Here is a 25,822-nt window from a genome sequence, read left to right on the forward strand (position 1 = left end):
CCCGTCTTCTTTTGCGCGGAGCGTACGGCCGCCACGCCGCCGGCTCGTCCCCCCACCGGAGCCGCCGCTCGGGGTGGTGGCCGCGCCCTGCCCCCGCTAACGAAGCGGCCGGAGGAGGCGACCATGAAGGACTTCCACTGCAGCGACGCCGGGATGAAGTGCGACTTCGTAGCCCGCGGCGAGTCGAAGGACGAGATCCTGCGCCAGGCGGGTCAGCACGCGCAGCAGGCGCACCAGATGACGGTCACGCCGGAGCTGGCGAAGAAGGTCGAGACCCTCATCCACGACGAGGGGAGCGAGGAGCACCGCCGCTCCATGGCGGCCCGGCACTAGCGCCCGCGATGCAGCCCGCTCCAGAGCTCGGGCACCGGCCGGGGCGCACCCCGGCCGGCCCCCGGCGCCCCCAGCCGGCGCTCATCCGCGCCACGCACTGGGCGAACGTCGTCCTCTTCGTCATCCTGGCGGGGAGCGGGCTCCGCATCCTGGCCGCCTACCCGCGGCTGGGCGAGCGCGGGCAGGACTACGGCTGGTACCCGTTCCAGGGGGCGAGCCCGCCCGCCGTGCTCACCCTGGGCGGCTGGCTCGCCGGCGCGCGCCACTGGCACTTCGCGTTCGCCTGGCTCTTCGCCGCGAACGCCCTCGTCTACGCGGTCTACTTCTTCGCGAGCGGGGAGTGGCGGCGCCGCCTCTTCTTCCCGCGCCGGGACGCGCGCAACGCCTGGGGGACCTTGCTCCACGACCTCCGGCTCCGGCGGGCCGCGCCGCCCCCGGTCGGGCTGTACAACGGCATGCAGCGGCTCAGCTACACCGGGGTGCTCGCCGCCGCGCCGCTGCTCGTCCTGTCCGGGCTCGCCCTCTACAAGCCGGTGCAGCTGCCGCACCTCACCGCGCTCCTCGGGGGGTACGACGCGGCGCGCGCCCTCCACCTGCTGGTGCTGGCGGCGCTGGCGCTCTTCACCGTCGTGCACGTCGTCCAGGTGGCGCTCCACCCGCGCACGCTCGCCGACATGACCCTGGGCGGCCGGCCGCGCGCGGAGACGCGCTCGTGAGCGGCTCGACGCGTCGGCGCTTCCTCGCCGGAGCCGGGCTGGCCGCGCTGGGCGGGCTCGCCTGCGACGGCCGGCGCCCGCAGGCGGGCTTCCTCGGCCTCATGGAGCGCGCCAACGAGCGCTTCCAGCGGGCGCTCTTCGACCCCCGGCGGCTCGCCCCCGAGCTGCCCGAGGAGGAGGAGAGCGATCCGGCCGACTTCCCCGCCTACCGGATCGGCGCGGTCTACCCGCCGCCGCCGGCCGGCTGGGCGCTGCGGGTGACCGGCCTCGTCGCGCGGCCGCTCGCGCTCGGCCTGGACGACCTGCGGCGCCTCCCGGCGGCGCGCACCCGCGTCCGGCACCACTGCGTGGAGGGCTGGTCGGCGGTGGCCTCCTGGGACGGGGTGCGGCTCTCGGAGGTGGCGCGGCTCGCCGGCGTCGACCCGCGCGCCCGCTACGTCGAGTTCCGCTCCTTCGAGCCCGGCTACTTCTCCTCCTGGGACCTCGAGAGCGCGCTCCACCCGCAGACGCTCCTCGCCTACGGCATGAACGGCGCGCCGCTCGCCCGGGAGTACGGGGCGCCGCTCCGCCTCTACTCGGCGGTGAAGCTCGGCTACAAGATGGTGAAGTACCTCGCGGAGGTGAGCTTCCTGCCGGTGCGCACCGGCGGGTACTGGGAGGACCAGGGCTACGAGTGGTTCGCGGGCGTCTGAGCGCGCCCGTGTTCCGGTTGCGGCGCCGCGGCGCGCGTGCTTACCTGTCCGCGCCATGAGCGAAGAGCAGAAGCCTCCCGAAGGCGCCGGGCCGTCCGCCAGCCCCGGCGAGCCCCTCCCCACCTCGCCGCCGCCCCCTCCGGCCGCCCCCGCCGGCCAGGCCTCGCAGCCGAGCTGGGGCGGACCGCCGCCGGTCCCGCCGGCGCCGGCGACCTGGGCCGCGGCGCCCCCGCCCGTCCTCCCGCCGCCGGCCCCGCCGCGGCGCGACCGGGCCGCGCTGGCGGTGGTGCTCTTCGTCTTCGGCGGCCTGCTGGTCGTGTTCTTCGCCTTCCTGCTGCTCGCCTACGGCGCGGTGCGAGGGGAGGGGCCGCGGCTCGGCGGCGGCCCGCGCATCGGGGTGGTGGAGGTGAAGGGCGAGATCGGCGCCGGCGCGCGCGGCTCGGTCGACCCCGACGAGACGCTCCGGGTCATCAAGCGCTACCTCGACGACGCCGACATGAAGGCGATCGTGGTCCGGATCGACTCGCCCGGCGGCGCGGTGGCGCCGAGCCAGGAGATCTACGACGAGCTCAAGAAGCTCGCCGAGAAGAAGACCGTGGTGTGCTCGATGGGGAACCTGGCCGCGTCGGGCGGCTTCTACATCGCCATGGCCTGCCCGCACATCCTGGCCGAGCCCGGCACGCTCACCGGCTCCATCGGCGTCATCTCGCAGTTCGCCAACGTGAAGGGGCTCGCCGAGCGCTTCAACGTGAAGATGGAGACGATCAAGAGCGGCAAGCTCAAGGACGCCGGCAACCCGTTCCGCGACATGACGGCGGAGGACCGCGCCTACTGGCAGTCGCTCATCGACCAGGTCTACCTCCAGTTCCTGCAGGCGGTGGTGGAGTCGCGCGACCTGCCGGAGGCCGAGGTGCGCAAGATCGCCGACGGCCGCGTCCTCACCGGCCAGCAGGCGCAGGAGCTCGGCCTCATCGACGAGCTCGGCAACTTCAACGACGCGGTGGACACCGCCAAGGAGGAGGCCGGGCTCACCGGCGAGCCGCGCCTGGTCTACCCGCCCGAGGGGCGCTCGCGCATCTTCGAGGAGCTGCTCGGCGGCGCCGTGCACTCGGTGGCGGACGCGGTGCGGAGCGAGATCCACCACGAGGCCGGGGCCGCGGCCTCTCCCGGCGTGTACTACCTCGCGAGGTAGCAGATGCCCGCCTCGCGCTCGGGAGCCGGTTCGGGGTCACGGTCGTCGGGCTCGACCTCGCGGTCGAGGTCGGGTTCGGGCTCGCGGTCCGGATCGCGGTCGAGCTCGCGATCGCGGTCGCGGTCGAAGCCGGCCTCACGCGCGCCGTCTCCCTCGCCGCCGCCCCCCCAGCGCCTCTGGGCCCCCTGGCGCCTCGAGTTCATCCACGCCCCCAAGCCGTCCGGCTGCATCTTCTGCCGCTTCCCCTCCGAGCCCGAGGCGAACGACCGGCAGAACCTGGTCGTCCACCGCAGCGCGCGCTCGTTCGCGGTGCTGAACCGCTACCCCTACAACTCGGGCCACCTCATGGTGATCCCGCGCGCCCACGTCGCCGACCTCGACCTGCTCGGCGCGGAGGAGCTCCACGACCTGCACGAGGAGCTCCGGCTCGCCTCCCGGGTCCTGCGCGCCACCTACCAGCCGGAGGGGCTCAACATCGGGATGAACCTGGGCCGGGTGGCGGGCGCCGGCATCGCCGACCACCTCCACTACCACCTCGTCCCGCGCTGGAACGGCGACACGAACTTCATGCCGGTGCTGGCGGACACGCGGGTCATGATCGAGCACCTCGACGGCGCCTGGCAGCGGCTGCGCGCGGGGTTCGAGCGGGCGTGACGCGGCAGGGCTGGCTGCTCGCCGCGATCGCGCTCCTGGGCGCGGCGCTCGCCCTGCTCGCCGACCGCTGGTGGCGCCGCCGCCAGGAGGCCCGCGCCTACCTGCGCGGCGTGCGGTACGTCCTCTCCGACGACCCCGACGCGGCCATCGCGGCGCTCTCCGACGCGGCGCAGCTCGGGACCCCGGAGGCGGTCGAGACCTACCTGGCGCTGGGGGCGCTCTTCCGGCGCACCGGCGACCTCGCCCACGCCATCCGGCTGCACCGCAACATGCTGCTCCGGCCCGGGCTCGAGCCGGCGCGGCGGGTCGAGGTGGAGCGGGAGCTGGCGCACGACTACCGGCGCGGCGGCATGCTGGAGGAGGCGCTCGCCGCCTACCGGGTGCTGGCGGACCAGGGCGACCGCGCGGCGCGCGAGGGGCTGCGCGACGTGCTCGTCGACCTGGGGCGGCTGGCCGAGGCGGCCGGCGTCCAGCGGCAGCTCTCGTCCCGCGCCGAGGACCCGCTCCTCGCGCACCTGCTGGCGGCCCAGGCCCGCGGCGAGCTCGCCGCCGACGTGGAGCGGGGCCGGGCGGCCGCGCTGGCGGCGGTGACGGCGGCGCCCAGGAGCGCCGACGCGCTCCTGGCGCTGGCGGAGGCGCAGGGCGCCGCCGGGCTGGCGCCCGACGCCGCCGAGGCCATCGGCGCCGCGCTGGACGAGGACCCCGGGGCGGCGCTCCTGGCGTGGCCGGCGCTCCAGGCCGCGGGCGTGGCCGCCGCGCTGCCCCTGGTCGAGGCGCGCCTCGCGCTCGCGCCCGACGACGCCCCCCTCCACTACCTGCGCGGCCGGGTCCTGCAGCGGGCCGGGCGGACGCCCGAGGCGGCGGCGGCGCTGCGCCGCGCGCTCGAGCTCGACGTCACCGGCGAGACCACCCTCGCCATGCGCGACCTGCTGCGCGAGGCGGAGGCGCCCGCGCCCGACGAGCTGGCGGCCCGGCACGACCTGCTCGTGCTGGCGCTCCTGCGCAAGGCGCGCCCGGTGCGCTGCGCCCGGTGCGGGGCGGAGTCGCCGGTGCGTCAATGGCGGTGCCGCCGCTGCGGGGCGTTCGAGAGCTTCGTGGCCCCGGGCTGAGGGCGCCGCCGGGCCCCGGCGCGCCTTCGCCCGGCCGCCGCCGGCAGGCGAGCCTTGCGCCCCCGGCGGGCGGAGGGTATGCAGCCCCACCATGATCAGGGACCACGTCATCGCGCTGTTCGAGAAGGCGCTCGCGCGCGGCGCCGCCGAGGGGCGCTGGCCGGCGCTCGCGGGCGGGTTCACGGTGGAGCCGCCGCGCGACCCCAAGCACGGCGACTTCGCGGTGAACGCCGCGATGGTGCTGGCGAAGCCGGCCCAGAAGCCGCCGCGCGAGCTGGCGCAGGCGCTGGTCGAGGTGGTGCGGGAGATCGACGCGGCGGGCGACGTCGCCTCGATGGAGGTGGCGGGGCCCGGCTTCGTCAACGTGCGGCTCGCCCCCGACCTCTGGTACCGCGCGCTCGGCGAGGTCGAGCGGCAGGGCGCGGCGTTCGGCCGGACGTCGGTGGGGAAGGGGAAGAAGGTCATCGTCGAGTACGTGTCGGCGAACCCCACCGGCCCCATGCACGTGGGCCACGGGCGCAACGCCGTCACGGGCGACGGGGTGGCGCGGCTGCTCCAGTGGAGCGGGCACGAGGTCACCCGCGAGTACTACGTCAACGACTACGGCGCCCAGGTGCAGACGCTGGCGCGCTCCGTCCACCTCCGGTACCAGCAGCTCCTCGGGCGCGCGGTGGAGATGCCGCCCAAGAGCTATCCGGGGGAGTACGTGATCGACGTCGCGCGCGCCCTGAAGGAGGAGCACGGGGCGCGCTTCCTCGACGCGCCCGAGGCGGACTGGCTGGCGCTCTTCCGCGACCGCGCGGTGGCGCACGTCCTCGAGCTCATCCGCGGCGACCTGGCCGTGCTCGACATCACCTTCGACGTCTGGTCGTCCGAGAAGGCGCTCTACGCCTCCGGCGACGTGGAGCGCTTCCTCGCCCAGCTCGAGGCGAAGGGGCTCGTCTACGTCGGCAAGCTCCCGCCCCCGAAGTCGAAGAAGGGCGCGCCGCCGCCCCCGCCGCAGCCGGACGAGGAGGGCGTCTCCGTCTCCGACGACCTGACGCTCTTCCGCAGCTCGCAGTTCGGGGACGAGGTGGACCGGCCGGTCAAGAAGTCGGACGGGACGCCCACCTACTTCTGCGCCGACATCGCCTACCACTGGCAGAAGCGGCAGCGGGCGGAGGCGCTGGTGGACGTCCTCGGCGCCGACCACGGCGGCTACGTGCCCCGGCTGCAGGCCGCGCTGCAGGCGCTCGGCTACGACCGGAAGGACCTGCACGTGGTCCTCATCCAGATGGTGAACCTCACCCGCGGCGGCGAGGCGGTGAAGATGTCGAAGCGCGCCGGCACGGTGGTGAGCCTGCGCGAGGTGGTGGAGGAGGTGGGCGCCGACGCCACCCGGTTCCTCTTCTTCACCCGGCGCGCCGACGCCCAGCTCGACTTCGACCTCGAGCTCGCCAAGCAGCAGACGCTCGACAACCCGGTGTTCTACGTGCAGTACGGCCACGCCCGCCTGGCGAGCATCCTCCGGAAGGCCGCCGAGGCCGGGCTCCCGCCGCCGGCCTTCGACCTGGCCGCGGCGCGCGCCCTCGTGCTGCCCGAGGAGCAGGATCTGCTGCGCCGCATCGTCTCCTTCCCCGACGTGCTGGCCGGGGCCGCGGTCGCCTACGAGCCGCACCGGGTCGCCTACTGGCTGCACGAGACCATCGCCGCCTTCCACGCCTACTACACCGGCGGGAAGAAGAGCGGGGAGCGCGTCATCGGCCCCGACCCGGTGAAGACCGCGGCGCGCCTCTACCTGTGCAGCGCGCTGAAGCAAGCGCTCGCGAACGGGCTCTCGGCGCTGGGCGTCTCCGCGCCGGAGCGGATGGAGTCGCGCGACCTCGCCGAGGAGTAGGCGGGGAGGGGGGAGCGCGCGCCGCCAGGCGCGGCCTCCCGCCCCCGGTTCACGGGACCACCCGAAAACTGGCGGTATCGCCGGCCGCGCCTACCATGAGCCCCTGCCGCGCGTCGCGGCGAGGGAGCTCCAGGGATGCGCGAGAACAGCCGCGTGCGGCGACAGCGTTCGGGGCTCGCGCTCGGCGCCACGCGCGCGGCCGCGCTGCTCGCGGTGGCGCTGGCGATGCTGGGCGGGGCGTTCCTGCTCGGCGTGTCGGTCGGCCGCCAGGCCGCGGCGGTGGCGCCGGCGACGCCGGTGGCGACCCGCGCTGCCCTCGACCACCTCGACGACCTGCCGGCGATGCGCGACGAGGCGCCGCCGGTGCTCAAGGCGCCGCAGGTGCTGACCGACACCCGGCCGGTCGAGAAGGCGATGCCGCTCGCGCCGGCGAAGCTGGTCCCGACCCCGACCCCGACCTCGACCCCGACCTCGACCTCGACCCCGACCTCGATCCCGACCTCGACCTCGGCGGCGACCGCGACCGCGGCGGCCGCGAGCCCGAAGCAGCCGGGCGCGTCGCCTCCTTCGCCGCGCGCCGGCGCGGAGAGGGCTTCCCCACCCGCCGCGCCTCCCGGCGCCTTCACCATCCAGGTGGCCTCGTCCGCCAGCCGCGCCGACGCGGAGCGCTTCGCGGCGCGCCTCGCCGGCAAGGACCCCCGCGTCGTCGCGGCGGACGTCCCCGGGAAGGGCCGCTGGTACCGCGTCCAGCTCGGCTCCTACCCCACGCAGGAGCTGGCCCGGAAGGCGCTGCCCGAGCTCGCCCGCGCCGGCGTCCGCGGCCTGGTGGTGACCGCGTCGCGGTGACGGGTTAGCTTGTCGGCATGAAGACCTTCGACCAGCCCAAGCGCGTCGAGAAGCCGTGGGGCCACGAGCTGTGGTGGGCCCAGACCGACCGCTACGTCGGCAAGCTGCTCCACGTGAAGGCAGGCCACCAGCTCTCGCTCCAGTACCACCGGAAGAAGGACGAGACGATCCACCTCTGGAGCGGCCAGCTCACCCTGGTGCTCGACGAGGACGGCTCGGGGCTCACCGAGCACCGGCTCTCGCCCGGCGAGAGCTACCGCGTGAAGCCCGGCACCAAGCACCGGATGATCGCCGTCACCGACTGCGACATCCTCGAGGCCTCCACCCCGGAGGTCGAGGACGTCGTGCGGCTCGAGGACTCCTACGGGCGGGCGGGGTAGAACGCGGCCGAGGTAGGGAGGGGGCTCGTCCCCCGCCGCGCTCAGCGCAGCCCGCGCGCGAGCAGCGCCAGCGCGAGCGCGAGGATCATCGCCGCCGCCAGCACCACCAGCATCCGGCGCGGATCGGCGCGCCGGTCGCGGACGCCGTGCAAGGCCGGCATGCGCCCGGCCGGCGTCCAGCGCTCCGCCCCCTCCTGCCGCACCAGGTCGTCGTCGGACAGGAAGCCCTGGGCATAGAGCGCGTGCAGGTCTGCGAGGCTCGGGCACACGAGCTCCTCGCCCTGCCGGTTCCTGATGACGTAGCGCGCCGGCGCCCGCGGGGTCATGCCGGGCCCAGCTCCGCGCAGATGGCCTCCGCCGCGCGCAGCCCGTCCACCGCCGAGGAGACGATGCCGCCCGCGTAGCCGGCGCCCTCGCCGGCGGGGTAGACGCCGCCCAGGCCCGGGGCCTGGTAGTCCTCGCCGCGGACGAGGCGGCAGGGGGAGCTGGTGCGCGACTCGACGCCGATGAGGACCGCCTCGCCGGTGAGGTAGCCGCGCATCCGCCGCTCGAAGGCGCGCAGGCCGTCGCGCAGGGCGGCCTGGACCTGGGGCGGGTAGAGCGTCGCCAGGTCGGCGTGGACCAGGCCGGGCGGGTAGGACGACCTCCCGGGCGGCTGGCCGGGCCGGCCCGCCACGTAGTCGGCGATGCGCTGCGCGGGAGCCCGGTACCCTCCGCCGCCCAGCGCGTAGGCGCGCGCCTCCCACTTGCGCTGCCAGGCGAGGCCCGCCAGCGGCCCGTGGAAGCCCTCGGCCTCGAAGTCGGCCGGGCTCACCGCGGCCACCACGCCCGCGTTGGCCAGGCGGGAGCTGCGGTGCGAGTTCGACATCCCGTTGGTGCACTGGAGGCCGGGCTCGGTGGGGGTCGGCACCACCACGCCGCCCGGGCACATGCAGAACGAGAAGACGCCGCGCGCCTGGCCCTCGACGCGCGGGTTGTCGGCGAGCTTGTAGTCGGCGGGCGGGAGGCCGGGCCGGCCGGCCGCGGCGCCGTACTGGATCTGGTCGATGAGCGCCTGGGGGTGCTCGGCGCGGAAGCCGACCGCGAACGGCTTCGCCTCGATGGGCCAGCCGCGCGCGGCGAAGAGCTCGAACAGCTCGCGGGCGCTGTTCCCCGGCGCGAGCACCAGCCGGTCGCAGGGGAGGGTGCGGCCGTCGGCGAGCACGAGCCCGCGCACGCGCCCCTCGCGCAGCTCGAGGTCGACCGCCCGGGCGTTCCAGTGGAACTCGCAGCCGCCCGCCTCCAGCTCGGCGCGCATGGCCGAGACGGCCCCGGGCAGCAGGTCGGAGCCGACGTGCGGCTTCCCCTCCGCCAGGATGCGGGACACGCCGCCGTAGTGCGCGAAGAGCTCCACCACCCGCCGCACCGCCGGGTGGTGGATGCGCGTCCCCAGCTTGCCGTCGGTGTAGGCGCCGGCGCCGCCCTCGCCGAAGCTCATGTTCGACTCGGGATCGAGCTCGCCGCTGCGCATGAGCCGGGTCACGTCGAGCCGGCGCGGCTCGACGCGCTTCCCGCGGTCGACCACGATCGAGCGCACGCCGCGCGCGAGCAGCGCGTGGGCGCAGAAGAGCCCGGCGGGCCCGGCGCCCAGGATGACCGGCGGCAGCTCGGGCGCGCGCACCGGGCCGGGCTCGGGCTCGGGCGCCGGGGCTGGCGAGACGTCCGGGCGCGCGCCCGCCAGCTCGCCTTCCAGCGACACCTCGAGGTTCACGAGCCAGCGCGGGTGGCCCTTCTTCCGGGCGTCGAGCGAGCGGCGGAGCACGGCCACGTCGCGCAGCGCGCCGCGCCCGACGCCGAGCTTCTCGGCGGCGCGGGAGACGAGCAGCGCCTCGTCCTCGTCGAGCCAGAGGGGAATGTTGACGACGCGGTAGCGCATGGCGGCGAGGGGGGCGGGGCGGGGCGGGGCGACGAACCCGGTCAGGCTGCGAAGGTGTCTACGCGATGCGGCTGCTCTGGCGGTGGGCGGTGCGAAGCGCGGTTCGCGGTCGGTCTGGGAGACGGGAGGGGTCGATATCCTATAAGGGCCCGGAATTCTGGATGACGTAATGCGTTACGCGGGCTGGCCCGTCCCTTGCTCAAGGGGGTTCCAGAGACACCGTACCACCTCGTCGCCGTCGCTGGGGCCACGCCCTGACGGTTTTTGGAGCGAAGCCATGATGGTCCCCTCGATGCTGGACAACAAGGCCACGAAGATCCTCGCGAAGTCGCTGTTCAAGGAGCTGCGCGGCAACGGCTACACCGCCAACCAGATCCTGGGGCTCTCCACCGAGCTCATCGACCTCGTGACCCAGGACCTGCGCGAGGCGAACGGCGCGGCGCAGGTGCCGGCCGTCGGGGACGAGCTGCGCGCGACGGCATAACCGCGCACCTCCTCCCGAGTCGTGCCAGCCCGGACGGCGCCGAAAGCGGCGCCGTTCTTCATTTTTTCCGTCCGGGTTTCCGTTGACTGCGGCGGGCGGTGCAAGTAGGTTACGCGCGGCTTCGCTCACCCCACACACACGGTTCCGGGAGGGATTCGTCCATGGCGCGGATCGCTATCAACGGCTTCGGTCGCATCGGGCGCTGCATCGTACGCGCCGCGCTGGAGCGGGGGGAGAAGGACCTCGAGTTCGTCTCCATCAACGACCTCACCGACACGAAGACGCTCGCCCACCTGCTCAAGTACGACTCGGTCCACGGCGTCCTCGACGCCGAGGTGAAGGCGACCGAGAAGGGCATCGTGGTCAACGGCAAGGAGATCCAGGTCACCGCGGTGAAGAACCCGGGTGAGCTGCCGCACGGCGCCAACAAGGTGGACCTCGTCCTCGAGTGCACCGGACTCTTCACCGAGCGGGCCAAGGCCGAGGCGCACCTCGCCGCCGGCGCCCCGCGCGTGCTCATCTCGGCCCCTGGCAAGAACGTCGACATCACGGTCGCCTACGGCATCAACCACGAGCAGCTCGACCGCGCGAAGCACAAGGTCATCTCGAACGCCTCCTGCACCACCAACTGCCTCACCCCGGTGGCCAAGGTCCTGCTCGAGAGCTTCGGCATCAAGCGCGGCCTCATGACCACCATCCACAGCTACACCAACGACCAGAACCTGCTCGACCTGCCGCACAAGGACCTGCGCCGGGCCCGCGCCGCCGCCCTGTCGATGATCCCCTCCACCACCGGCGCCGCCAAGGCGGTGGCCGAGGTGATCCCGCAGCTCAAGGGGAAGCTCCACGGCACCGCCGTCCGCGTCCCGACGCCCAACGTCTCGCTGGTGGACCTCACCGTCGAAACCGAGAAGCCGGTGACCGCCGAGAGCATCAACGCGGCCTTCCAGGCGGCGGCCCGCGGGCCGCTCAAGGGCGTGCTGCAGTACTCGGACGAGCCGACCGTCTCCGTCGACTACAACGGCAACCCGCACTCCTCGATCTTCGACGCGACGAGCACGTTCGTCATCGACGGGACGTTCGCGAAGGTCTTCGCCTGGTACGACAACGAGTGGGGCTTCTCGAACCGGATGGTCGACGTCGCCAAGTACCTCACCAAGTGAGGCCGGCCATGGCGCTCAGGACCCTCGACGCGCTCCAGCTCGCCGGGAAGCGCGTCTTCATCCGCGTCGACTTCAACGTCCCGCTCGACGAAGCCGGGAAGGTCTCGGACGACCGGCGCATCCGCGCCGCCCTGCCCACCATCCGCCGCGCGGTGGAGCAGCGGGCGAAGGTCATCCTGGCCTCGCACCTCGGGCGGCCGAAGGGCAAGCCCGAGGACAAGAAGAAGTACACGCTGCTCCCGGTGGCCGAGCGGCTGCAAGAGCTGCTCGACCAGGAGATCGTGTTCGCCGACGACTGCATCGGCGACGGGGTGAAGAAGCTCGTCAAGGAGCTCAAGGACGGGCAGGTGCTCCTGCTCGAGAACCTGCGCTTCCACCCCGAGGAGGAGGCGAACGACGAGGGGTTCGCGAAGGAGCTGGCGAGCCTCGCCGACGTGTGGGTGAACGACGCGTTCGGCACCGCCCACCGCGCCCACGCCTCCACCGCCGGCATGGCGAAGTTCGTGAAGGAGAAGGCGGCCGGGTACCTCATCCAGAAGGAGGTCGAGTACCTGGGCAAGGCGCTCCTGCGCCCGGAGAAGCCGTTCGTCGCCATCCTGGGCGGCGCCAAGGTCTCCGACAAGATCAAGGTGCTCGAGAACCTGCTCGCCAAGGCCGACGCGGTCTGCATCGGCGGCGCCATGGCCTACACCTTCCTCAAGGCCGAGGGCGTGCCGGTCGGGAAGAGCAAGGTCGAGGAGGACAAGCTCGACCTCGCCCGCGCCATCCTCGAGAAGGCGAAGGCGCGCGGGGTGGACTTCATGCTGCCGGTGGACCACGTCTGCGGCGCCGAGGCCACCGCGACCGCGAAGCGCGAGGTGGTGAACGACCGGGCCATCCCGGACGGCCTCATCGGCCTCGACATCGGCCCGAAGACGCTCGACCGGTACCGGCAGCGCGTGCTCTCCGCCAAGACCGTCTTCTGGAACGGCCCCATGGGCCTCTTCGAGCAGAAGCCGTGGGCGGAGGGCACGTTCGGCGTCGCCCGCGCCATGGCCGAGTCGCCGGCGGTGACGGTGGTGGGCGGCGGCGACAGCGCGGCGGCGGTCGAGGAGGCCGGGCTGGTCCCGAAGATGAAGCACGTCTCCACCGGCGGCGGCGCCAGCCTCGAGTTCGTCGAGGGGCGCGTCCTCCCCGGCATCCAGGTGCTGGAGAGCTAGCGATGGCGACGCCCCGGCAGAAGTTCGTCTGCGGCAACTGGAAGATGTTCAAGACGACCGGCGAGGCGCGCGAGCTCGTGCGCGCCCTCGCGCCGCTCCTCCAGGGCGCGGCCGGGAAGGTCCAGGTGGCGGTGGCGCCCCCGTTCACCGCGCTCGCCGCGGCCGCGGAGGCGCTGCGCGGGACGCCGGTGGAGCTGGCGGCCCAGAACTGCCACTTCGAGCCGCAGGGCGCCTTCACCGGGGAGGTCTCCGTGCCGATGCTGGCCGACCTCGGGGTGAAGCACTGCATCGTCGGGCACAGCGAGCGCCGGCAGCTCTTCGGCGAGACCGACGAGGGGGTGCGCAAGAAGGCGGCCGCGCTGCTCCGGGCCGGGCTCCTCCCCATCGTCTGCGTCGGCGAGACCTTGCAGGAGCGCGAGGCGGGCCGGACGCTCGAGGTCGTGTCGCGCCAGGTGCGCGGCGCGCTCGAGGGGCTGGCGGCGGCCGACGTGGCGCGGCTCACGCTCGCCTACGAGCCGGTGTGGGCCATCGGCACCGGCAAGACCGCCACCACCGCCCAGGCGCAGGAGGTCCACGCCGCGGCGCGTCAGCTCCTCCGCCAGCTCTTCGGCGCGGCGGCGGAGGAAGTTCGCATCCAGTACGGCGGTTCCGTCAAGCCGGACAACGCCGCCGAGCTCATGGCGCAGCCCGACGTCGACGGCGCGCTCGTCGGGGGCGCGAGCCTCAAGGCGCCCGATTTCTCGAACATCGTGAAAGGTGCACTCCGTTGATCACCCTCGTCACCGTCGTCCACGTCATCGTCTGCGTCGTCCTCATCCTCGTGATCTTGCTGCAGGCCGGGAAGGGCGGCGGCATGGGCGCGGCCTTCGGTGGCGGCTCGCAGACGGTCTTCGGCGGCCGCGGCGCGCAGACCTTCCTCGGCAAGGTGACGAGCGCCTGCGCGGCGATCTTCATGATCACCTCGCTCACGCTCGCCTACCACGCCTCCCACACCAGCTCGGTCGTGAAGCCCGACTTCGCCGCCCCGGCGCGGCCGGCCGGCCCGACCGGCGAGACGAACGTCCCGGCGCCTCCGCCGCTCGGCCAGACGAGCGCTCCGCAGAGCCCGGCGCCCGCGCCCGCGAAGTAGGCGGGGGCTCGTCCCCCGCCGCAGCGCCTCCAAAAGAAAAGGGACCCGTCGCCGGGTCCCTTTTTCGTTGCTGCTTCTCGAGTGCCCAGGGCGAGATTCGAACTCGCACGCCTTACGGCGCCACCCCCTCAAGATGGTGTGTCTACCAGTTCCACCACCTGGGCGTTTCGGCGGGGCTTATCTAGCAAACGGCCGTCTGGGGCGCAAGGAGGCGTTGCGCGTGCTTGCCACTTCTCCGGCGTGCGTTACCCATCTCACATGAACACGGAGCTTCAGGAGGAGACGACGACTCGCGATCTGGACCTGCCGGGCGCCTGCGTGGGCTGCGGCGGACCCCTCGCCGCCCGCTTCAGCCCGGGGCGCGCACATGGTGTGTGCTTCACCTGCCACCTCGTCAGCGAGCTGGGCCTGGCCCGCTCCGCCGAGGGCGTGCAGCTCATCCAGCTGCCCCGCGCAGCCGCCTAGGCGGCCGCGGGCGGCGCCGGGGGCCCCGAGGCCCTCCAGCGGGCCCGGGAGGTCTCCAGAGGCCTTCCCGCGGCCCCGCCGAGGCGCCGCCGGACGCCGGGGACCCGCTACCCGCCCTCGAGCATGTCCCGCGTCTTCTCCTTGTCCTTCCACTCGTCCGCGGTGGGGAGCGGGTCCTTCTTCTCCGTGATGTTGGGCCAGGTCTTGGAGAGCGAGGCGTTGAGGGCGACGTACTCCGTCCAGCGCTCGGGGAGGCTCTCCTCGGGGAAGATGGCCTTGGTCGGGCAGGCCGGCTCGCAGGCGCCGCAGTCGATGCACTCGTCGGGGTGGATGACGAGGAAGTTGGGCCCCTCGTAGAAGCAGTCGACGGGGCAGACCTCGACACAGTCCGTGTACTTGCACTTGATGCAGGGCGCCGCGACGACGTAGGGCATGAGGGAACGCTCCTTTCGCGCATGGATAATGGCCGCGCCGGGCTGCGCAAGCGTGACTCCGGGCAGACCCCTTCGGCTCGGCGGTTCGCCCGGCCCGCGCGCGCCGGGGCACGACGCGGTACGTGGCGATACGCGCCGGCGTGTCCGAGGGGGGGCGCGAAGCGGCGCACGGCTCCGGCCGCGTGGTCCTCGCGCCGCGCGTGTAGCTCGGGGCCACGCCGCGCGACGCGTGACCCGGGACGGCCGGCGAAAAACTCGCTCGCGCGGTGGCGGGTGCACGAACTGAACGCCGCGCTCGCTCAGACAGTTTCGCCGGCCGACACGGCACACAGGGCGCGGCGTGGCGGCCACGGGCCACGTGGGCGGCGCTGCGGAGGCGGCCTTCGCCGCGCGCCGCTTCGCGCCCCACCGCGCGGCGTGTTCGCGCTCGCCGCCAGCCCGCTCGCGGAGCGACGCCGGGAGGCGGCGGGGTGGCCCTCCGCCGGAGCGCAGGCCGACCTGCGGAAGAGCACGCTCGGTGAACAGGCGCTGCACCGCCGGTGCCGCGCCGCGCGCGTTTTTCCCGCGCCTCCGCGGCGCGGCACGTTGCGGTGCAAGCCGCCGAGCGTTTCTGAACCGGCGGCCGTAGCAATCCGGCAGGTCGTCGCCGAGCACCGCCGGAGGGCCACCCCGCCGCCGACCCCCGGCAACCCCGCGAAGGAGTACCCCGCGGGCGTCCGAAAGAGCACCGCCGCCGGCCCCAGGGAGGCCGGCGGCGGGAGTACCACCTCAGGGATCGCGGACCTCAGTCCTCGTAGTAGTCGAGCCCGAGGTGCGTCACGAGCTCCTCGCCGGCCAGGTGGCGGAGCGTGTTCTTGAGCTTCGTCTGCTGGATGAAGAGGTCGTGCTCCGGGTAGAGCCCCTCGGCGTGCTGCGGGCTCTTGAAGAAGAACGACATCCACTCCTGGATGCCCTTCATCCCCGAGCGCGCCGCCAGGTCGATGAAGAGGGCGATGTCGAGCGCCACCGGCGCCGCGAGGATGGAGTCGCGGCACTGGAAGTTGACCTTGATCTGCATCGGGTAGCCGAGCCACCCCTTGATGTCGATCGCGTCCCAGCCTTCCTTGTTGTCGCGCCGCGGCGGGTAGTAGTGGATGGTGACCTTGTGGTCGAAGTGGCCGTAGAGCTCCGGGTAGAGCTTCGGCTGCAGGATGTGCTCGAGGACCGAGAGCTTCGAGACCTCCTTGGTCTTGAAGCTGCCCGGGTCGTCCAGCACCTCGCCGTCGCGGTTGCCGAGGATGTTGGTCGAGAACCAGCCCTCGAGGCCGAGCATGCGCGCCTTCAGCATGGGCGCGATGGTCGTCTTCATGAGCGTCTGGCCGGTCTTGAAGTCCTTGCCCATCACCGGCACGCCCTGCTCCTTCGCGAGCTGCAGGAGGGCCGGGGTGTCGATGGTGAGGTTCGGGGCGCCGTTCGCGAACGGCACGCCCTCCTTCAGCGCCGCCCAGGCGTAGATCATCGAGGGCGCGATGGCCGGGTCGTTGTCCTGGAGGCCCTTCTCGAAGCTCGCCAGGTCGCCGTGGACGGCCGAGGGCTCGATGTAGACCTCGGTCGAGGCGCACCACAGCATGACCGCGCGGTCGCAGCCGTTGTCCTTCATGAAGCGGCGGATGTCGGCGCGCAGCTGCTCGCCGAGCTCGCGCTTGGTGGGCGCCTTCTTCACGTGCGTGCCGTGGAGCCGCTTCACGTACTCGGGCGCGAAGACCGCCTCCATGGGCTTGATGGCCTGGAGCGGCTCCTTGAGCTGATCGAGCAGGTCCTGCTCGAGGACCTGCGCGTGCGTGGCCGAGGCGTAGGCGTCGTCCGGGAAGACGTCCCAGCCGCCGAAGCGGATGTCCTCCAGCGCGGCGATGGGCACCAGCTCCTTGATGAGCGGCGAGCGGTTCTCGTTCCGCTTGCCGAGCCGGATGCGGCCCATCTGCGTGACGGAGCCGATGGGCTCGGCGAGGCCGCGCTTCACCGCCTCGACGCCGGCGAAGAGGGTGGTGGCGACCGCGCCCATCCCCGGCGTGAGCAGCGCGAGGCGTCCCTTGGCGGGGGCGATGGTGGGCTTGTTCGTGGGCTTCACGTGTGTGTTCTCCTCGCGCGCTGTGGCGCAGACATGCGCGGCGGCCTCACCCGCGATCCGGCCTGCAGAGCGAGGGGACCGATGCGACGGGTGGGGTTCCGGCGCGCGCCGGCTCGGCAGGGTACACTTCCTCGACCATGGGATCCAAGCATCGAACGGGTGGCGGGATGGCGCAGGCGGCATGAGAGCGCTCGTCCTCTTCCTCCGGGCGCCGGAATGGGAGGCGCGGCACCACGCGATCTCGCTCGCCATCACGGCCGCGGCGCTGGGCGACGAGGTGCACCTGGCGCTCTTTGGGGGGGCCCTCTCGGCCTTCGCCCGGGGCCAGTTCGGCGACGGCGCCCCCGAGGCCGCGCGGGCCGCCCGCGTGCCCCCGCTCGACGCCACCCTGGCCGAGGCCCGGCGCGACCTGGGGGTGCGGGTGGTGGCCTGCGAGACCGCCCTCAGGCTGGCCGGCCTCGACCCGGCGAGCGCGGTCCCGCCGCTCGACGCGGTGGTGAGCCTGCCGGCGCTGTGGCGCCTGGCGCAGCAGGGCCGCGCACTGACCGTGTAGGGGGCCGGCGGCGCGCCGCCGCGGCGACGAACGGGGTTGCCCCGGCGCCACCACCTCCTCTATGAAGGCGTCGATGAGCACGACCTTGGCCGACAAGCGGGCGCTGGTGATCGGGGCCGGCGGGCTGGGCGGCCCGGCGCTGCTGGCGCTGGCGAGCGCCGGGGTCGGGCGGCTCGTCCTGGTGGACGACGACGCGGTCGACCCCTCGAACCTCCACCGGCAGCCGCTCTTCGGCGCGGCCGACGTCGGGGCGCGCAAGGCGGAGGTGGCCGCGCGCCGACTCGGGCGGCTCTTCCCGGGCGTCCAGGTGGAGCCGCACGACCGGCGCTTCGACGACGCGAGCGCGTTCGAGCTGGCGCGCGCCGCCGACGTGGTGGTCGACGGCTCGGACAACTTCCCCACCAAGTTCCTCGCCAGCGACGCGGCCGTCGCCGCCGGCAAGCCCCTCGTCCACGGCGGGGTGCTCCGGTACACGCTCCAGCTCCTCACCGTGCTGCCCGGGGAGACGGGGTGCCTGCGCTGCCTCTTCGAGGCGCCGCCGCCCGAGGGCGCCGTCCCGAGCTGCGCCGAGGCCGGCGTGCTCGGGCCGCTGGCCGGCTTCGCCGGCTCGCTCATGGGCGCCGAGGCGGTGCGCGTGCTCTCGGGGGACCGCGGCAGCTACGCGGGGCGGCTCCTCGTGTACGAGGCGCGCGCCGCGCGATCGCGGACGGTCCCGGTGCGGCGGCGCGAGGGGTGCCCGGCCTGCCGCGCCCGCGCCGCCGCCGCGGCCCAGCACCTCGAGATCGACCGCACGCCGCGCGGGGGCGAGGCGTGAGCGCTCCCGCCGCGGCGCGGGTGGACGTGCGGGACGTGGCCTGCCCGCTCACCTGGGTCCGCACCCACCTCGCGCTCTCGCGCGTGGCGGTGGGCGAGGCGGTCGAGGTGCTCCTCCTCGCCGGCGAGCCGCTCGAGAGCGTCCCGCGCACCGCCGAGGAGGAGGGGCACCGCGTCGTCGCGCGCGAGCCGTGCCCGGAGGCGGGGGAGGGCGCCTGGCGGCTCCTGCTGGTGAAGGGCGAACCGCCGCCGCGCGACGCGTGGACCCCGTGAGCGACCTCGCTGGAGGCTAGACCCTTGTCCCTGTCCGACGACGAGCTGGCGCGCTACGCCCGGCAGCTCATCCTCCCCGGCTTCAACGCCACGGCCCAGGAGTTCCTGCGGGCCGCCCGGGTCCACGTGGTCGGCGCGGGCGAGCTGGCCGGCCCCGCCCTCGTCTACCTGGCGCAGGCGGGTGTCGGCGCGCTCTTCGTGGACGACGCGCTCGACGTGGCGGCGGAGGACCCCGCGGCCTGGCTCTACCGCGCCGACCAGGTGGGCGAGCCGCGCCTCTTCACGGCCATGGCCGCGCTGCGCGAGCTGGCGCCCTGGGCGCGGGTCCGCCCGTACGCCACCGGGGCCGATCCGACGGCGGTGCTCGTCTGCGCCCCGTCGCTCGGGCTGGCGCGCGAGGCCGCCGAGCGCGCCCGCACCGCCGGGCTGCCGCACGTGGTGGCGCTCGCCGATGGGGACGGCGGCGAGGTGGTCTCGGTGCCGGTGGGCGCGCCCTGCTACTCCTGCGGCTCCCGGCCCGGCACCGGCGCCCTCCCGCGGGCCGGCGTCGCCGCGGCCCTGGGCGCGCTGGGGGCGGCGGAGCTCCTGCTCATCCTCACCGGGCTCGCCCCGGCGCGGACGGGGCGCCGCCTCGACCTGGTGCTGGGGCAGCCGCAGGCGCGCGCCACCGCGCGCCTCCCGGGCTGCGCCTGCGGGCAGGGGCGGGGAGTCTGATCCCGCCCGCGGCGCTGGCCGAGGTGGCGCGCCTCGCCGAGGGGCAGCCCGGCCGGGAGGTGTGCGGGTTCGTGGTGCGGCGGGGCGCCGGCGCGGTGGAGGTCCTCGAGGTCGCGAACGTCGCGGCGCCGGACCGGGCGGCCGCGGCGTTCGAGCTCGACCCCGCGGAGGAGCTGAGGCTCCTCCAGCGGCTGGCCGCCGAGGGGGGCGAGGTGCTGGCCATTTTCCACTCGCACCTCGACGCCCCCGCGATCCCCTCGCCGAGCGACGTGGCCGGGGCCTTCGGGGACGGGGTGCCCCTGTGGCCGGGCGTCGAGCACGTCATCGTCTCGGTGCGGGCCGGCCGGGCGGCCGAGGTGCGGCGATATCGCGCGGTCCAGGGGGCGCTGGTGCCCGCCGGCGCGCCCGAGCCGAACTGTGCGTGAACGGGCCGGGCGGCCGTTTCCTGGCCGAAAAGGGGAGCCTGCCGTTATACTGGAACCCTCGCAGCAGGCCGGCGAGCAGCCAGACGTCGCCCGGAGGACGGCATGGACCCGCAGGCGCAGACCGGATTCATCCTGTGGATCACCGGCATGAACGGGACGGGCAAGAGCTCGCTCGCCCGCTTCGTGCACCAGCGGCTGTCCCTCATCGGCCGTCGCGCCGAGCTCGTCGATGCGGACGACCGCGCCGAGCTGCTCACCGCCGGCCTCGGCCCGAGCAAGGACGACCGCGACCTGGCCGTGAAGCGGGTGGGGCACGTGGCGAAGATGCTGGCCCGCAACGGGGTGGTGGCGGTCTGCGCGGCCCTGTCCCCTTACCGCGAGCCGCGCGAGGCGCTGCGCCGCGAGTCCCGGCGCTTCGTCGAGGTCTTCGTCGACTGCCCGATGGAGGCGCTCCTCGGGCGCGACCCCATCTACAAGAAGGCGATGGCGGGCGAGGTGAAGAACGTGCCCGGGGTGGACGACCCCTACGAGCCGCCCAGCCACGCCGAGGTCACGGTCCACTCGGACCAGGAGCGCACGGAGGCCGCGGCGCTCCGCATCTTCCAGGCGCTGGTGGACCTCAAGTACCTCGCGCCCGCGGAGTTCGGGCGCCTCACCGGCGGGCAGCGCCCGAAGCGCGCGCGCCCGGCGGGGCGGGGCAAGGCCGCCGGCCAGGGAGCTGGCAAGCCCCGCGCCCGGCCCAAGGCCGCCGGCCGTCCCAGCGCCCGCCAGGCCACGAAGAAGGCGGCCGCCCGCGCCCCCGCTCCGCGGCGGCAGCGCAAGCGGTAGCCCCGGGGCGCCGCGATCCGGCAGGCGGGGCGAGCGGCGGTTTGCCGCGCGCCCCGGCTCGGTTAGATTGCGCCCGCCATGTCATCGCTCGAAGAGGTCCGGCGCGCGTCCGAGGACAAGCTGCGCCAGATGAAGTCGTCGCTCTCCGGCCTGGGGGGCGCGGTCGTCGCCTTCTCCGCCGGGGTGGACTCCACGTTCGTGCTGGCCGTCGCCCGCGAGGTCCTGGGCGACGGCGCGGTCGCGCTCACCGCCCACTCGCCCAGCGTGCCCCAGGCCGAGCGCGAGGACGCGCGCGCGCTGGCGCGCCGGCTCGGCGCGCGGCACCTCGAGGTGACGAGCCACGAGCTCGACGACCCGCGCTACGCCGCGAACGGCACCGACCGCTGCTTCTGGTGCAAGAGCGAGCTCTACCGGCTGTGCGAGGAGGCCGCCCGCCGCGAGCAGCTCCCGGCCGTGCTGGACGGCTTCAACGCCGACGATCGCCGCGACCACCGCCCGGGCCACCGCGCCGCCGAGGAGCGGGAGGTGCGCTCGCCGCTGGCGGAGGCGGGGCTCACCAAGGACGAGGTGCGCGCCTGGAGCGAGGCGTACGGGCTGCCGACCTGGGACAAGCCGCAGATGGCCTGCCTCGCCTCGCGCCTGCCCTACGGCACGGCGGTGACGGCGGAGCGGCTCTCGCAGGTGGAGCGCGCGGAGGCGGCGCTGCGCGCGCTCGGCCTCCGCAGCTTCCGCGTCCGCTTCCACGGCGAGATCGGGCGCGTCGAGGTGGCCGCCGACGAGCAGGAGCACGCCTTCGCGCGCCGGGCCGAGCTGGCCCGCGCCGTGCGCGAGGCGGGGTTCAAGCTGGCGGTGCTCGACCTCGAGCCGTTCCGCTCCGGGCGGATGAACGAGCTCGCCGGCGTCGCGCTCCCGGTGCTCGGCTAGCGAGTCAAGAGCCCTTTTTTTGACAGGAGGCTATCGGCTGGTAGCGTGTGGGCAAAGGTGATCCAAAGAAGGAGAGAGCCTACATGGACCTGCACGCCCCCACGAACCCGATCGAGTCGAACGAAGCCCTCACCACCTCCCGGCTGGAGCCGATGCTGATCCGGCTCCCGCCCCCGCTGGCCGACCAGCTCCGCGAGCTGGCCCGGACGACGCGCATCCGCCAGTCGGACTACCTGCGCGAGGCGGTGGCCGACCTCCTCGCGAAGTACCGCAACGTCCAGGGCATCAGCGCGGCGCGGTGAAGGCCGCGCCCGGCTGGAAGGGGCTCCGCGGGTACGCGACCCGTACGAGCGTGAGCCCCCAGCCTGGCGCCCGCACCCCCCGGTAGCGGACGGAGGGCGCGGCCAGCAGCTGGGAGACGCGTTCCGGCCGCTCGGCGCCCACCCCCGCCGCGACCGCCATCCCGACCAGGTTGCGGACCATCGCCCGCAGGAAGCCGTGCCCCTCGACCACGAAGGCGGCGAGCGGCCGCTCCGCCGCGGTCACCACCTCCGCCCGGGTCACCGTCCGCACCGTCGCGCGCGGGTCGCGATCGCGCCGCGCGGTCTGCTCCCCCGGCCGCGCCAGCCCGGCGAAGTCGTGCTCGCCCACGGCCCTCGCCAGCGCGTCGGCCGCCCGCGCCGGGTCGAGCCGCTGCGCCGGCCTGTCCGGGAAGGCCCGCGCGTCGGGCAGCGCCCAGGCGAAGCGCGCCAGCTCCGGCGGCGGCGGCCAGCCGACCAGGTAGACGTAGGTGCGACTCCGGGCGGAGGCGCGCGCGTGGAATCCCGGCGGCGCGACCGCCGCCTCGAGGCAGGTGAGCCCGCCCGGCGTGCGCGCATTCACCTCGGCGCGGAGGCGCGCCGGGTCGAGCGCCGCGCGGGCGCTGAAGGTCACCACCTGGTCGAGCGCGTGGACGCCGGCGTCGGTGCGGGCGGCCGCGTCGAGGCGCACCTCGCCCGCGAGGTGGGAGAGCGCCTCCTGCAGGCACCCTTGCACCGTGATCATCCCAGGTTGGCGCTGCCAGCCGCGGAAGGCGTCGCCTTCGTAGGCGAGGCGCAGCGCGTAGCGGCGCTTTTCCATCGCGTGCTAACTTGAGCACGCTTCCGCCGCGCCCTTCCAGCGCGAACCTTTCCCACGATGAACGACGCTCTCGACACGCAGGCCGCCACCCGCGAGTGGCTCTTCAAGGACGGCGTCCAGGTCTTCGGCCCCATCCCGGAGGCGCGGCTCGTGGAGCTGCTCCTCGAGGGACGCGTCGGCCCGGGCACCCTGGTGGCGAACGAGGATGGGGCCTGGCGGCCCGCGTCCGAGGTGCCGGGGTTCCTCGTCCACCTGCGCAAGGCGGAGGCGCGCGCCCGGGTCGAGGCCGAGGTGACCGGCGCGGCGCGGCTCGCGCGGCGCCGCACGGCGCTGCAGGGCTCGGCGCTCGCGGTGGTGATCCTCCTCCTCGTCACGCTGGTGGGAGTGGGCGCGTTCCTCCTCGCCACGCGGCGGTGGGAGCGGCGCAGCGCGCTGCTCGACGACCTGGGCGACGGCATCGCCATCACCTCCGCGCGCGTCGGCAACGGCGCGCGCTCGAGCGCGGCCGACGACGAGATCGCCATCCCCGACCTGCCCGCCGGCGCGCCGGCCGGCGCCAGCGCGGCCCCGAAGCCTCACGCCGCCGCCGCCGCGCGCGGCGCGCGGCCGGGCGCGGCCACCGGCTCGGCCGAGGGCGGTGACCTCGTCATGGCGCAGTACGACCCGCGCCGGATCCAGGCCGTGGTGGCGCGCCAGCAGGGCTCGCTCGCGCCGTGCCTGCGGGACGAGGCGAAGCGCTCCCCCGAGTTCGCCGGGGACATCCCCATCGAGTTCGCGGTCGGGAACGACGGGCGGGTGGCGGCGCTCTGGATCGACGAGCCGCGCTTCAAGTCGGGCCCGCTGCGCGAGTGCCTCTTCGCGCGGCTGCGGGAGTGGAGCTTCGACCGCTTCCCGGGGCAGCGGCCGGTGGTGTCGCTCTCCTTCCGGATCTCGCCGCTCTAGCACGCGGTTCCCGAGGTCCCCTCGCCGCGCCGCGAGCCGCGCCGCCAGCCGCCCTAGGAGCGGCTGCGAGCGGGGCTGCGGGGTGGCCCTCCGGCGGTGCTCGGCCAACGACCTGCCGGGTTGCTACGGCGGGCGGTTCAGAAACGCTCGGCGGCTTGCACCGCATCGTGCCGCGCCGCGAGGACACCGGCGGCTCGCGCGCCGGCGCGGCACCGGCGGTGCAGCGCATGGTCCATCGGACGCGGATCTTCCGCAGGTCGGGCCTGCGCTCCGGCGGAGGGCCACCCCTCCGCCCCGCTCGCGCGGGCGGCTCGCTTCGCTTCGCGGACGACAGGCGGGTTCGCCGCGGCTCGCCTGTCAGGGGATCCCGCTACAACGTCGCCGTGACCGCCACCGCCGAGAAGCTCCAGGAGCGCCTGGAAGATCTGCCCGAGGGCTCGCTGCGCCGCACCGTGCTCGAGAGCGCGCGCCGCTTCAAGTCGTCCTGGGTGGAGCTGGGGCGGATGCTCTCCGAGGTGAAGCGGGACGCGCACTGGCGGGAGTGGGGCTACGCCAGCTTCGAGGCGTACTGCGCGAAGGAGCTCTTCATCCGGAAGCAGACCGCCGACAAGCTCACCGCCAGCTTCGGCTTCATGGAGCGGCACGAGCCGGCGCTGGTGCGCGGCGCCGCGCCGCGGCCCGCGCCGTCGTTCGAGGTCATCGAGGTGCTCTCGCGCGCCGAGGCTGCGGGGCGGCTCCCCGCGGACGGGTGGGGAGAGCTGCGCGAGGAGATCCTGGAGCGCCCGCCGACGCCGGCCGCCTTGAACCGGCAGCTGAGCGAGCGCTACGGACCCGCGCCCCGGCCGGAGCCGCCCGCCGAGCCCGAGCGGCTGCGGAAGCTCGCGGCGCTGGCGCACCGGCTGGCCGCCGCGTGCGGCGCCGAGGAGGGCGTGCCGGGCGCCGTGGCCGAGCGCGCCCGCGCGCTGGCCGAGGACCTCGACGAGCTGGTCGAAGGCTGACGCCGCGAGCCGCTCGCTCGCGCGCCGGACTGGCCGCCGACGCGGCGCGCCGTAGCGCGCTTTGACGCAGCTCACGCGGGCGGGATGACCGCTGCGGGGCGGGTGTGAGCCGCCCTGGCGGGCGGCTCCGCGAGACCCTGGCTATATTCGCTCCGGGCGCCGGCTTGGAGCGCGCCGGTCTTGGTGTAAGATCCGCACCTGCGAGGGACGCGTGAGCCGCAAAGAGCAGCATCACCATGGAAATCTGAGCTGCTCCTTCTGCGGGAAGGGTCAGCGCGAGGTGCGCAAGCTCATCGCGGGCCCGACGGTCTACATCTGCGACGAGTGCATCCGCCTCTGCAACGACATCATCGCGGAGGAGGCGGAGCGCGACGAGGGCCGCCCAGCCGTCTCGCTGCCGACGCCCGCCGAGATCAAGACCTTCCTCGACGACTACGTGGTCGGCCAGGACCGCGCCAAGAAGGTCCTCTCGGTCGCGGTCTACAACCACTACAAGCGCGTCTACTCGAAGAAGCCGGCCCGCCCGGCCCGGCCCGGCCAGACCCGCGCCGGCGCCGAGGACGTCGAGCTGCAGAAGTCGAACATCCTGCTCATCGGCCCCACCGGCTCCGGCAAGACGCTGCTGGCGCAGTCGCTGGCGCGCTTCCTCAACGTGCCCTTCACCATCGCCGACGCGACCAGCCTCACCGAGGCCGGCTACGTGGGCGAGGACGTCGAGAACATCATCCAGAACCTGCTCCACAACGCCGACTACGACGTGGAGAAGGCCGCCCGCGGCATCGTCTACATCGACGAGATCGACAAGATCGCCCGCAAGGGCGACACCCCGTCGCCCACGCGCGACGTCGGCGGGGAGGGCGTCCAGCAGGCGCTGCTCAAGATCATCGAGGGCACGCGCGCCAACGTCACCCCGCGCGGCGGCAAGAAGTACAACCAGCAGGAGTACATCCAGGTCGACACCTCCAACGTCCTCTTCATCGTGGGCGGGGCGTTCTGCGGCATCGAGCAGGCCATCCGCCGGCGGGTGGGCGTGCGCGGGCTCGGCTTCGGGGCGCGCATCGAGCGCAAGGAGGAGTACTCCCTCGGCGAGCTGCTCGCGAAGGTCGAGCCGGCCGACCTGGTCAAGTTCGGGATGATCCCCGAGTTCGTCGGGCGCGTGCCCATCGTGGCGACGCTCTCCGACCTCGGCGAGGAGGACCTCGTCACCATCCTCACCCAGCCGAAGAACGCGCTCACGAAGCAGTACGTGAAGCTCTTCGACATGGAGAAGGTGAAGCTCTCCTTCACCCGCGAGGCGCTGCGCGCCTGCGCCCGCGAGGCGATGCGGCGCAAGTCCGGCGCCCGCGGCCTGCGCGCCATCCTCGAGCAGGCGATGCTCGACATCATGTACGACGTCCCGTACCGGGAGGGCGTGAAGGAGTGCAAGATCACGGAGGGCGTCATCCTGAACAAGGAGCCGCCGCTCCTCTCCTTCGAGAAGGAGAAGAAGCTCGCTTGACAGCAAGGCCGCGTCAGCGGCCGCGCAGGCACCCGCCCGCC

General features: G+C 74.2%; 32 protein-coding genes and 1 tRNA gene. 26 read left to right on the forward strand and 7 right to left on the reverse strand.

What is annotated here, in order from left to right; translation table 11 throughout:
* The first annotated feature begins 123 nt into the window (after positions 1 to 123).
* The 4 genes from HWY08_RS09720 to sppA are packed head-to-tail and all read left to right on the forward strand — an operon-like array spanning position 124 to position 2,933.
* Complete coding sequence (locus HWY08_RS09720) at positions 124 to 333, forward strand: DUF1059 domain-containing protein (RefSeq protein WP_176064675.1); 210 nt, start codon at positions 124 to 126, stop codon at positions 331 to 333.
* Between the two features lie 8 nt (positions 334 to 341).
* Positions 342 to 1,049, forward strand: coding sequence for a cytochrome b/b6 domain-containing protein (locus tag HWY08_RS09725; RefSeq protein WP_176064676.1), 708 nt, complete (start codon positions 342 to 344; stop codon positions 1,047 to 1,049).
* Positions 1,046 to 1,741 (forward strand): molybdopterin-dependent oxidoreductase, encoded by a 696-nt coding sequence (locus HWY08_RS09730; RefSeq protein ID WP_176064677.1) that lies wholly within the window; start codon positions 1,046 to 1,048, stop codon positions 1,739 to 1,741. The genes HWY08_RS09725 and HWY08_RS09730 overlap by 4 nt, the downstream gene beginning before the upstream one ends.
* Before the next feature lie 55 nt (positions 1,742 to 1,796).
* On the forward strand, positions 1,797 to 2,933 hold the full coding sequence (gene sppA, locus HWY08_RS09735) for a signal peptide peptidase SppA (RefSeq protein WP_176064678.1): 1,137 nt from the start codon (positions 1,797 to 1,799) through the stop codon (positions 2,931 to 2,933).
* On the opposite strand, the gene HWY08_RS21855 is transcribed toward sppA, so the two are convergent.
* Entirely contained in the window at positions 2,918 to 3,136 is a 219-nt protein-coding gene (locus HWY08_RS21855) for a hypothetical protein (protein WP_235969583.1), read from the reverse strand. The genes sppA and HWY08_RS21855 overlap by 16 nt on opposite strands.
* Before the next feature lie 73 nt (positions 3,137 to 3,209).
* Here HWY08_RS21855 and HWY08_RS21860 point away from each other — a divergent pair, with 73 nt between their 5' ends.
* The 5 genes from HWY08_RS21860 to HWY08_RS09760 all read left to right on the forward strand — a co-directional run bounded on the left by HWY08_RS21860 (position 3,210) and on the right by HWY08_RS09760 (position 7,798).
* A complete protein-coding gene (locus HWY08_RS21860) occupies positions 3,210 to 3,587 on the forward strand; it encodes an HIT family protein (protein WP_235969581.1) in 378 nt (125 codons plus the stop codon).
* Entirely contained in the window at positions 3,584 to 4,696 is a 1,113-nt protein-coding gene (locus HWY08_RS09745; protein ID WP_235969549.1) for a tetratricopeptide repeat protein, read from the forward strand. The genes HWY08_RS21860 and HWY08_RS09745 overlap by 4 nt, the downstream gene beginning before the upstream one ends.
* A 91-nt stretch (positions 4,697 to 4,787) precedes the next feature.
* The gene (locus tag HWY08_RS09750) at positions 4,788 to 6,572 is read left to right on the forward strand and encodes an arginine--tRNA ligase (protein ID WP_176064680.1); all 1,785 of its coding nucleotides are present in this window, start codon (positions 4,788 to 4,790) and stop codon (positions 6,570 to 6,572) included.
* Positions 6,573 to 6,725: 153 nt separating this feature from the next.
* Complete coding sequence (locus HWY08_RS09755; protein WP_176064681.1) at positions 6,726 to 7,418, forward strand: SPOR domain-containing protein; 693 nt, start codon at positions 6,726 to 6,728, stop codon at positions 7,416 to 7,418.
* 17 nt (positions 7,419 to 7,435) lie between these two features.
* Positions 7,436 to 7,798, forward strand: a complete 363-nt coding sequence (locus tag HWY08_RS09760) for a cupin domain-containing protein (RefSeq protein ID WP_176064682.1) — start codon at positions 7,436 to 7,438, stop codon at positions 7,796 to 7,798.
* A gap of 41 nt (positions 7,799 to 7,839) precedes the next feature.
* On the opposite strand, the gene HWY08_RS09765 is transcribed toward HWY08_RS09760, so the two are convergent.
* Positions 7,840 to 8,124 (reverse strand): DUF4339 domain-containing protein, encoded by a 285-nt coding sequence (locus tag HWY08_RS09765; protein ID WP_176064683.1) that lies wholly within the window; start codon positions 8,122 to 8,124, stop codon positions 7,840 to 7,842.
* Positions 8,121 to 9,713 (reverse strand): NAD(P)/FAD-dependent oxidoreductase, encoded by a 1,593-nt coding sequence (locus HWY08_RS09770; RefSeq protein ID WP_176064684.1) that lies wholly within the window; start codon positions 9,711 to 9,713, stop codon positions 8,121 to 8,123. Before HWY08_RS09770 ends, HWY08_RS09765 begins: the two co-directional genes overlap by 4 nt.
* Positions 9,714 to 9,990: 277 nt before the next feature.
* Between HWY08_RS09770 and HWY08_RS09775 the strand changes: the two genes are divergently transcribed.
* The 5 genes from HWY08_RS09775 to secG all read left to right on the forward strand — a co-directional run bounded on the left by HWY08_RS09775 (position 9,991) and on the right by secG (position 13,688).
* Complete coding sequence (locus tag HWY08_RS09775; protein WP_235969550.1) at positions 9,991 to 10,197, forward strand: hypothetical protein; 207 nt, start codon at positions 9,991 to 9,993, stop codon at positions 10,195 to 10,197.
* A 161-nt stretch (positions 10,198 to 10,358) separates the two neighbouring features.
* Positions 10,359 to 11,360, forward strand: coding sequence for a type I glyceraldehyde-3-phosphate dehydrogenase (gap, locus tag HWY08_RS09780; protein ID WP_176064685.1), 1,002 nt, complete (start codon positions 10,359 to 10,361; stop codon positions 11,358 to 11,360).
* Positions 11,361 to 11,368: 8 nt separating this feature from the next.
* Positions 11,369 to 12,559 carry a phosphoglycerate kinase gene (locus tag HWY08_RS09785; RefSeq protein WP_176064686.1) on the forward strand — a complete coding sequence of 397 codons (1,191 nt, stop codon included), beginning with the start codon at positions 11,369 to 11,371 and terminating at the stop codon, positions 12,557 to 12,559.
* 2 nt (positions 12,560 to 12,561) lie between these two features.
* Positions 12,562 to 13,329 carry a triose-phosphate isomerase gene (gene tpiA / locus HWY08_RS09790; RefSeq protein WP_176064687.1) on the forward strand — a complete coding sequence of 256 codons (768 nt, stop codon included), beginning with the start codon at positions 12,562 to 12,564 and terminating at the stop codon, positions 13,327 to 13,329.
* On the forward strand, positions 13,326 to 13,688 hold the full coding sequence (gene secG, locus HWY08_RS09795) for a preprotein translocase subunit SecG (RefSeq protein WP_176064688.1): 363 nt from the start codon (positions 13,326 to 13,328) through the stop codon (positions 13,686 to 13,688). Before tpiA ends, secG begins: the two co-directional genes overlap by 4 nt.
* Before the next feature lie 82 nt (positions 13,689 to 13,770).
* Here secG and HWY08_RS09800 read toward each other — a convergent pair.
* Positions 13,771 to 13,852 (reverse strand) — tRNA-Leu (locus HWY08_RS09800).
* Between the two features lie 94 nt (positions 13,853 to 13,946).
* On the opposite strand from HWY08_RS09800, the gene HWY08_RS09805 reads away from it, so the two are divergent.
* Entirely contained in the window at positions 13,947 to 14,153 is a 207-nt protein-coding gene (locus HWY08_RS09805; protein WP_176064689.1) for a hypothetical protein, read from the forward strand.
* Between the two features lie 107 nt (positions 14,154 to 14,260).
* On the opposite strand, the gene fdxA is transcribed toward HWY08_RS09805, so the two are convergent.
* The gene (fdxA, locus tag HWY08_RS09810) at positions 14,261 to 14,587 is read right to left on the reverse strand and encodes a ferredoxin FdxA (RefSeq protein WP_176064690.1); all 327 of its coding nucleotides are present in this window, start codon (positions 14,585 to 14,587) and stop codon (positions 14,261 to 14,263) included.
* Between the two features lie 784 nt (positions 14,588 to 15,371).
* Positions 15,372 to 16,694: an inositol-3-phosphate synthase gene (locus HWY08_RS09815; protein ID WP_255499645.1), complete on the reverse strand. Its 1,323-nt coding sequence runs from the start codon at positions 16,692 to 16,694 to the stop codon at positions 15,372 to 15,374.
* A 181-nt stretch (positions 16,695 to 16,875) separates the two neighbouring features.
* Between HWY08_RS09815 and HWY08_RS09820 the strand changes: the two genes are divergently transcribed.
* The 8 genes from HWY08_RS09820 to HWY08_RS09855 all read left to right on the forward strand — a co-directional run bounded on the left by HWY08_RS09820 (position 16,876) and on the right by HWY08_RS09855 (position 21,526).
* Entirely contained in the window at positions 16,876 to 17,247 is a 372-nt protein-coding gene (locus HWY08_RS09820; RefSeq protein ID WP_176064691.1) for a DsrE family protein, read from the forward strand.
* Positions 17,248 to 17,320: 73 nt separating this feature from the next.
* Positions 17,321 to 18,061: a HesA/MoeB/ThiF family protein gene (locus tag HWY08_RS09825; RefSeq protein ID WP_176064692.1), complete on the forward strand. Its 741-nt coding sequence runs from the start codon at positions 17,321 to 17,323 to the stop codon at positions 18,059 to 18,061.
* Complete coding sequence (locus HWY08_RS09830; protein WP_176064693.1) at positions 18,058 to 18,333, forward strand: sulfurtransferase TusA family protein; 276 nt, start codon at positions 18,058 to 18,060, stop codon at positions 18,331 to 18,333. The genes HWY08_RS09825 and HWY08_RS09830 overlap by 4 nt, the downstream gene beginning before the upstream one ends.
* A gap of 24 nt (positions 18,334 to 18,357) precedes the next feature.
* Positions 18,358 to 19,047, forward strand: a complete 690-nt coding sequence (locus tag HWY08_RS09835) for a HesA/MoeB/ThiF family protein (protein ID WP_176064694.1) — start codon at positions 18,358 to 18,360, stop codon at positions 19,045 to 19,047.
* 14 nt (positions 19,048 to 19,061) lie between these two features.
* On the forward strand, positions 19,062 to 19,472 hold the full coding sequence (locus HWY08_RS09840) for a M67 family metallopeptidase (RefSeq protein ID WP_255499655.1): 411 nt from the start codon (positions 19,062 to 19,064) through the stop codon (positions 19,470 to 19,472).
* A 102-nt stretch (positions 19,473 to 19,574) separates the two neighbouring features.
* On the forward strand, positions 19,575 to 20,300 hold the full coding sequence (gene cysC / locus HWY08_RS09845) for an adenylyl-sulfate kinase (protein WP_176064695.1): 726 nt from the start codon (positions 19,575 to 19,577) through the stop codon (positions 20,298 to 20,300).
* A 78-nt stretch (positions 20,301 to 20,378) separates the two neighbouring features.
* Positions 20,379 to 21,224: an ATP-dependent sacrificial sulfur transferase LarE gene (gene larE, locus HWY08_RS09850; RefSeq protein WP_176064696.1), complete on the forward strand. Its 846-nt coding sequence runs from the start codon at positions 20,379 to 20,381 to the stop codon at positions 21,222 to 21,224.
* Between the two features lie 83 nt (positions 21,225 to 21,307).
* Positions 21,308 to 21,526: a ribbon-helix-helix domain-containing protein gene (locus HWY08_RS09855; RefSeq protein ID WP_371869316.1), complete on the forward strand. Its 219-nt coding sequence runs from the start codon at positions 21,308 to 21,310 to the stop codon at positions 21,524 to 21,526.
* Here HWY08_RS09855 and HWY08_RS09860 read toward each other — a convergent pair.
* Positions 21,510 to 22,343 carry a tRNA pseudouridine synthase A gene (locus HWY08_RS09860; RefSeq protein WP_176064697.1) on the reverse strand — a complete coding sequence of 278 codons (834 nt, stop codon included), beginning with the start codon at positions 22,341 to 22,343 and terminating at the stop codon, positions 21,510 to 21,512. The genes HWY08_RS09855 and HWY08_RS09860 overlap by 17 nt on opposite strands.
* Positions 22,344 to 22,400: 57 nt before the next feature.
* Between HWY08_RS09860 and HWY08_RS09865 the strand changes: the two genes are divergently transcribed.
* The 3 genes from HWY08_RS09865 (at position 22,401) to clpX (ending at position 25,781) form a co-directional block, all read left to right on the forward strand.
* Entirely contained in the window at positions 22,401 to 23,285 is an 885-nt protein-coding gene (locus HWY08_RS09865; RefSeq protein ID WP_176064698.1) for an AgmX/PglI C-terminal domain-containing protein, read from the forward strand.
* 383 nt (positions 23,286 to 23,668) lie between these two features.
* Entirely contained in the window at positions 23,669 to 24,283 is a 615-nt protein-coding gene (locus tag HWY08_RS09870; protein WP_176064699.1) for a hypothetical protein, read from the forward strand.
* Positions 24,284 to 24,494: 211 nt separating this feature from the next.
* Complete coding sequence (clpX, locus tag HWY08_RS09875; protein WP_176064700.1) at positions 24,495 to 25,781, forward strand: ATP-dependent Clp protease ATP-binding subunit ClpX; 1,287 nt, start codon at positions 24,495 to 24,497, stop codon at positions 25,779 to 25,781.
* Positions 25,782 to 25,822 lie beyond the last annotated feature (41 nt).

It is taken from the genome of Anaeromyxobacter diazotrophicus (genome assembly GCF_013340205.1).
Lineage (GTDB): Bacteria > Myxococcota > Myxococcia > Myxococcales > Anaeromyxobacteraceae > Anaeromyxobacter_A > Anaeromyxobacter_A diazotrophicus.

What these genes read in the sequence shown, in the direction of transcription:
- HWY08_RS09720 (WP_176064675.1), top strand. Translation starts at nt 124, where the DNA reads ATGAAGGACTTCCACTGCAGCGACGCCGGGATGAAGTGCGACTTCGTA.
- HWY08_RS09725 (WP_176064676.1), top strand. Translation starts at nt 342, where the DNA reads ATGCAGCCCGCTCCAGAGCTCGGGCACCGGCCGGGGCGCACCCCGGCC.
- sppA (WP_176064678.1), top strand. Translation starts at nt 1,797, where the DNA reads ATGAGCGAAGAGCAGAAGCCTCCCGAAGGCGCCGGGCCGTCCGCCAGC.
- HWY08_RS21855 (WP_235969583.1), bottom strand. Translation starts at nt 3,136, where the DNA reads ATGAACTCGAGGCGCCAGGGGGCCCAGAGGCGCTGGGGGGGCGGCGGC.
- HWY08_RS09750 (WP_176064680.1), top strand. Translation starts at nt 4,788, where the DNA reads ATGATCAGGGACCACGTCATCGCGCTGTTCGAGAAGGCGCTCGCGCGC.
- HWY08_RS09760 (WP_176064682.1), top strand. Translation starts at nt 7,436, where the DNA reads ATGAAGACCTTCGACCAGCCCAAGCGCGTCGAGAAGCCGTGGGGCCAC.
- HWY08_RS09765 (WP_176064683.1), bottom strand. Translation starts at nt 8,124, where the DNA reads ATGACCCCGCGGGCGCCGGCGCGCTACGTCATCAGGAACCGGCAGGGC.
- HWY08_RS09770 (WP_176064684.1), bottom strand. Translation starts at nt 9,713, where the DNA reads ATGCGCTACCGCGTCGTCAACATTCCCCTCTGGCTCGACGAGGACGAG.
- HWY08_RS09775 (WP_235969550.1), top strand. Translation starts at nt 9,991, where the DNA reads ATGATGGTCCCCTCGATGCTGGACAACAAGGCCACGAAGATCCTCGCG.
- gap (WP_176064685.1), top strand. Translation starts at nt 10,359, where the DNA reads ATGGCGCGGATCGCTATCAACGGCTTCGGTCGCATCGGGCGCTGCATC.
- HWY08_RS09785 (WP_176064686.1), top strand. Translation starts at nt 11,369, where the DNA reads ATGGCGCTCAGGACCCTCGACGCGCTCCAGCTCGCCGGGAAGCGCGTC.
- tpiA (WP_176064687.1), top strand. Translation starts at nt 12,562, where the DNA reads ATGGCGACGCCCCGGCAGAAGTTCGTCTGCGGCAACTGGAAGATGTTC.
- HWY08_RS09805 (WP_176064689.1), top strand. Translation starts at nt 13,947, where the DNA reads ATGAACACGGAGCTTCAGGAGGAGACGACGACTCGCGATCTGGACCTG.
- fdxA (WP_176064690.1), bottom strand. Translation starts at nt 14,587, where the DNA reads ATGCCCTACGTCGTCGCGGCGCCCTGCATCAAGTGCAAGTACACGGAC.
- HWY08_RS09820 (WP_176064691.1), top strand. Translation starts at nt 16,876, where the DNA reads ATGAGAGCGCTCGTCCTCTTCCTCCGGGCGCCGGAATGGGAGGCGCGG.
- HWY08_RS09825 (WP_176064692.1), top strand. Translation starts at nt 17,321, where the DNA reads ATGAGCACGACCTTGGCCGACAAGCGGGCGCTGGTGATCGGGGCCGGC.
- cysC (WP_176064695.1), top strand. Translation starts at nt 19,575, where the DNA reads ATGGACCCGCAGGCGCAGACCGGATTCATCCTGTGGATCACCGGCATG.
- larE (WP_176064696.1), top strand. Translation starts at nt 20,379, where the DNA reads ATGTCATCGCTCGAAGAGGTCCGGCGCGCGTCCGAGGACAAGCTGCGC.
- HWY08_RS09855 (WP_371869316.1), top strand. Translation starts at nt 21,308, where the DNA reads ATGGACCTGCACGCCCCCACGAACCCGATCGAGTCGAACGAAGCCCTC.
- HWY08_RS09860 (WP_176064697.1), bottom strand. Translation starts at nt 22,343, where the DNA reads ATGGAAAAGCGCCGCTACGCGCTGCGCCTCGCCTACGAAGGCGACGCC.
- HWY08_RS09865 (WP_176064698.1), top strand. Translation starts at nt 22,401, where the DNA reads ATGAACGACGCTCTCGACACGCAGGCCGCCACCCGCGAGTGGCTCTTC.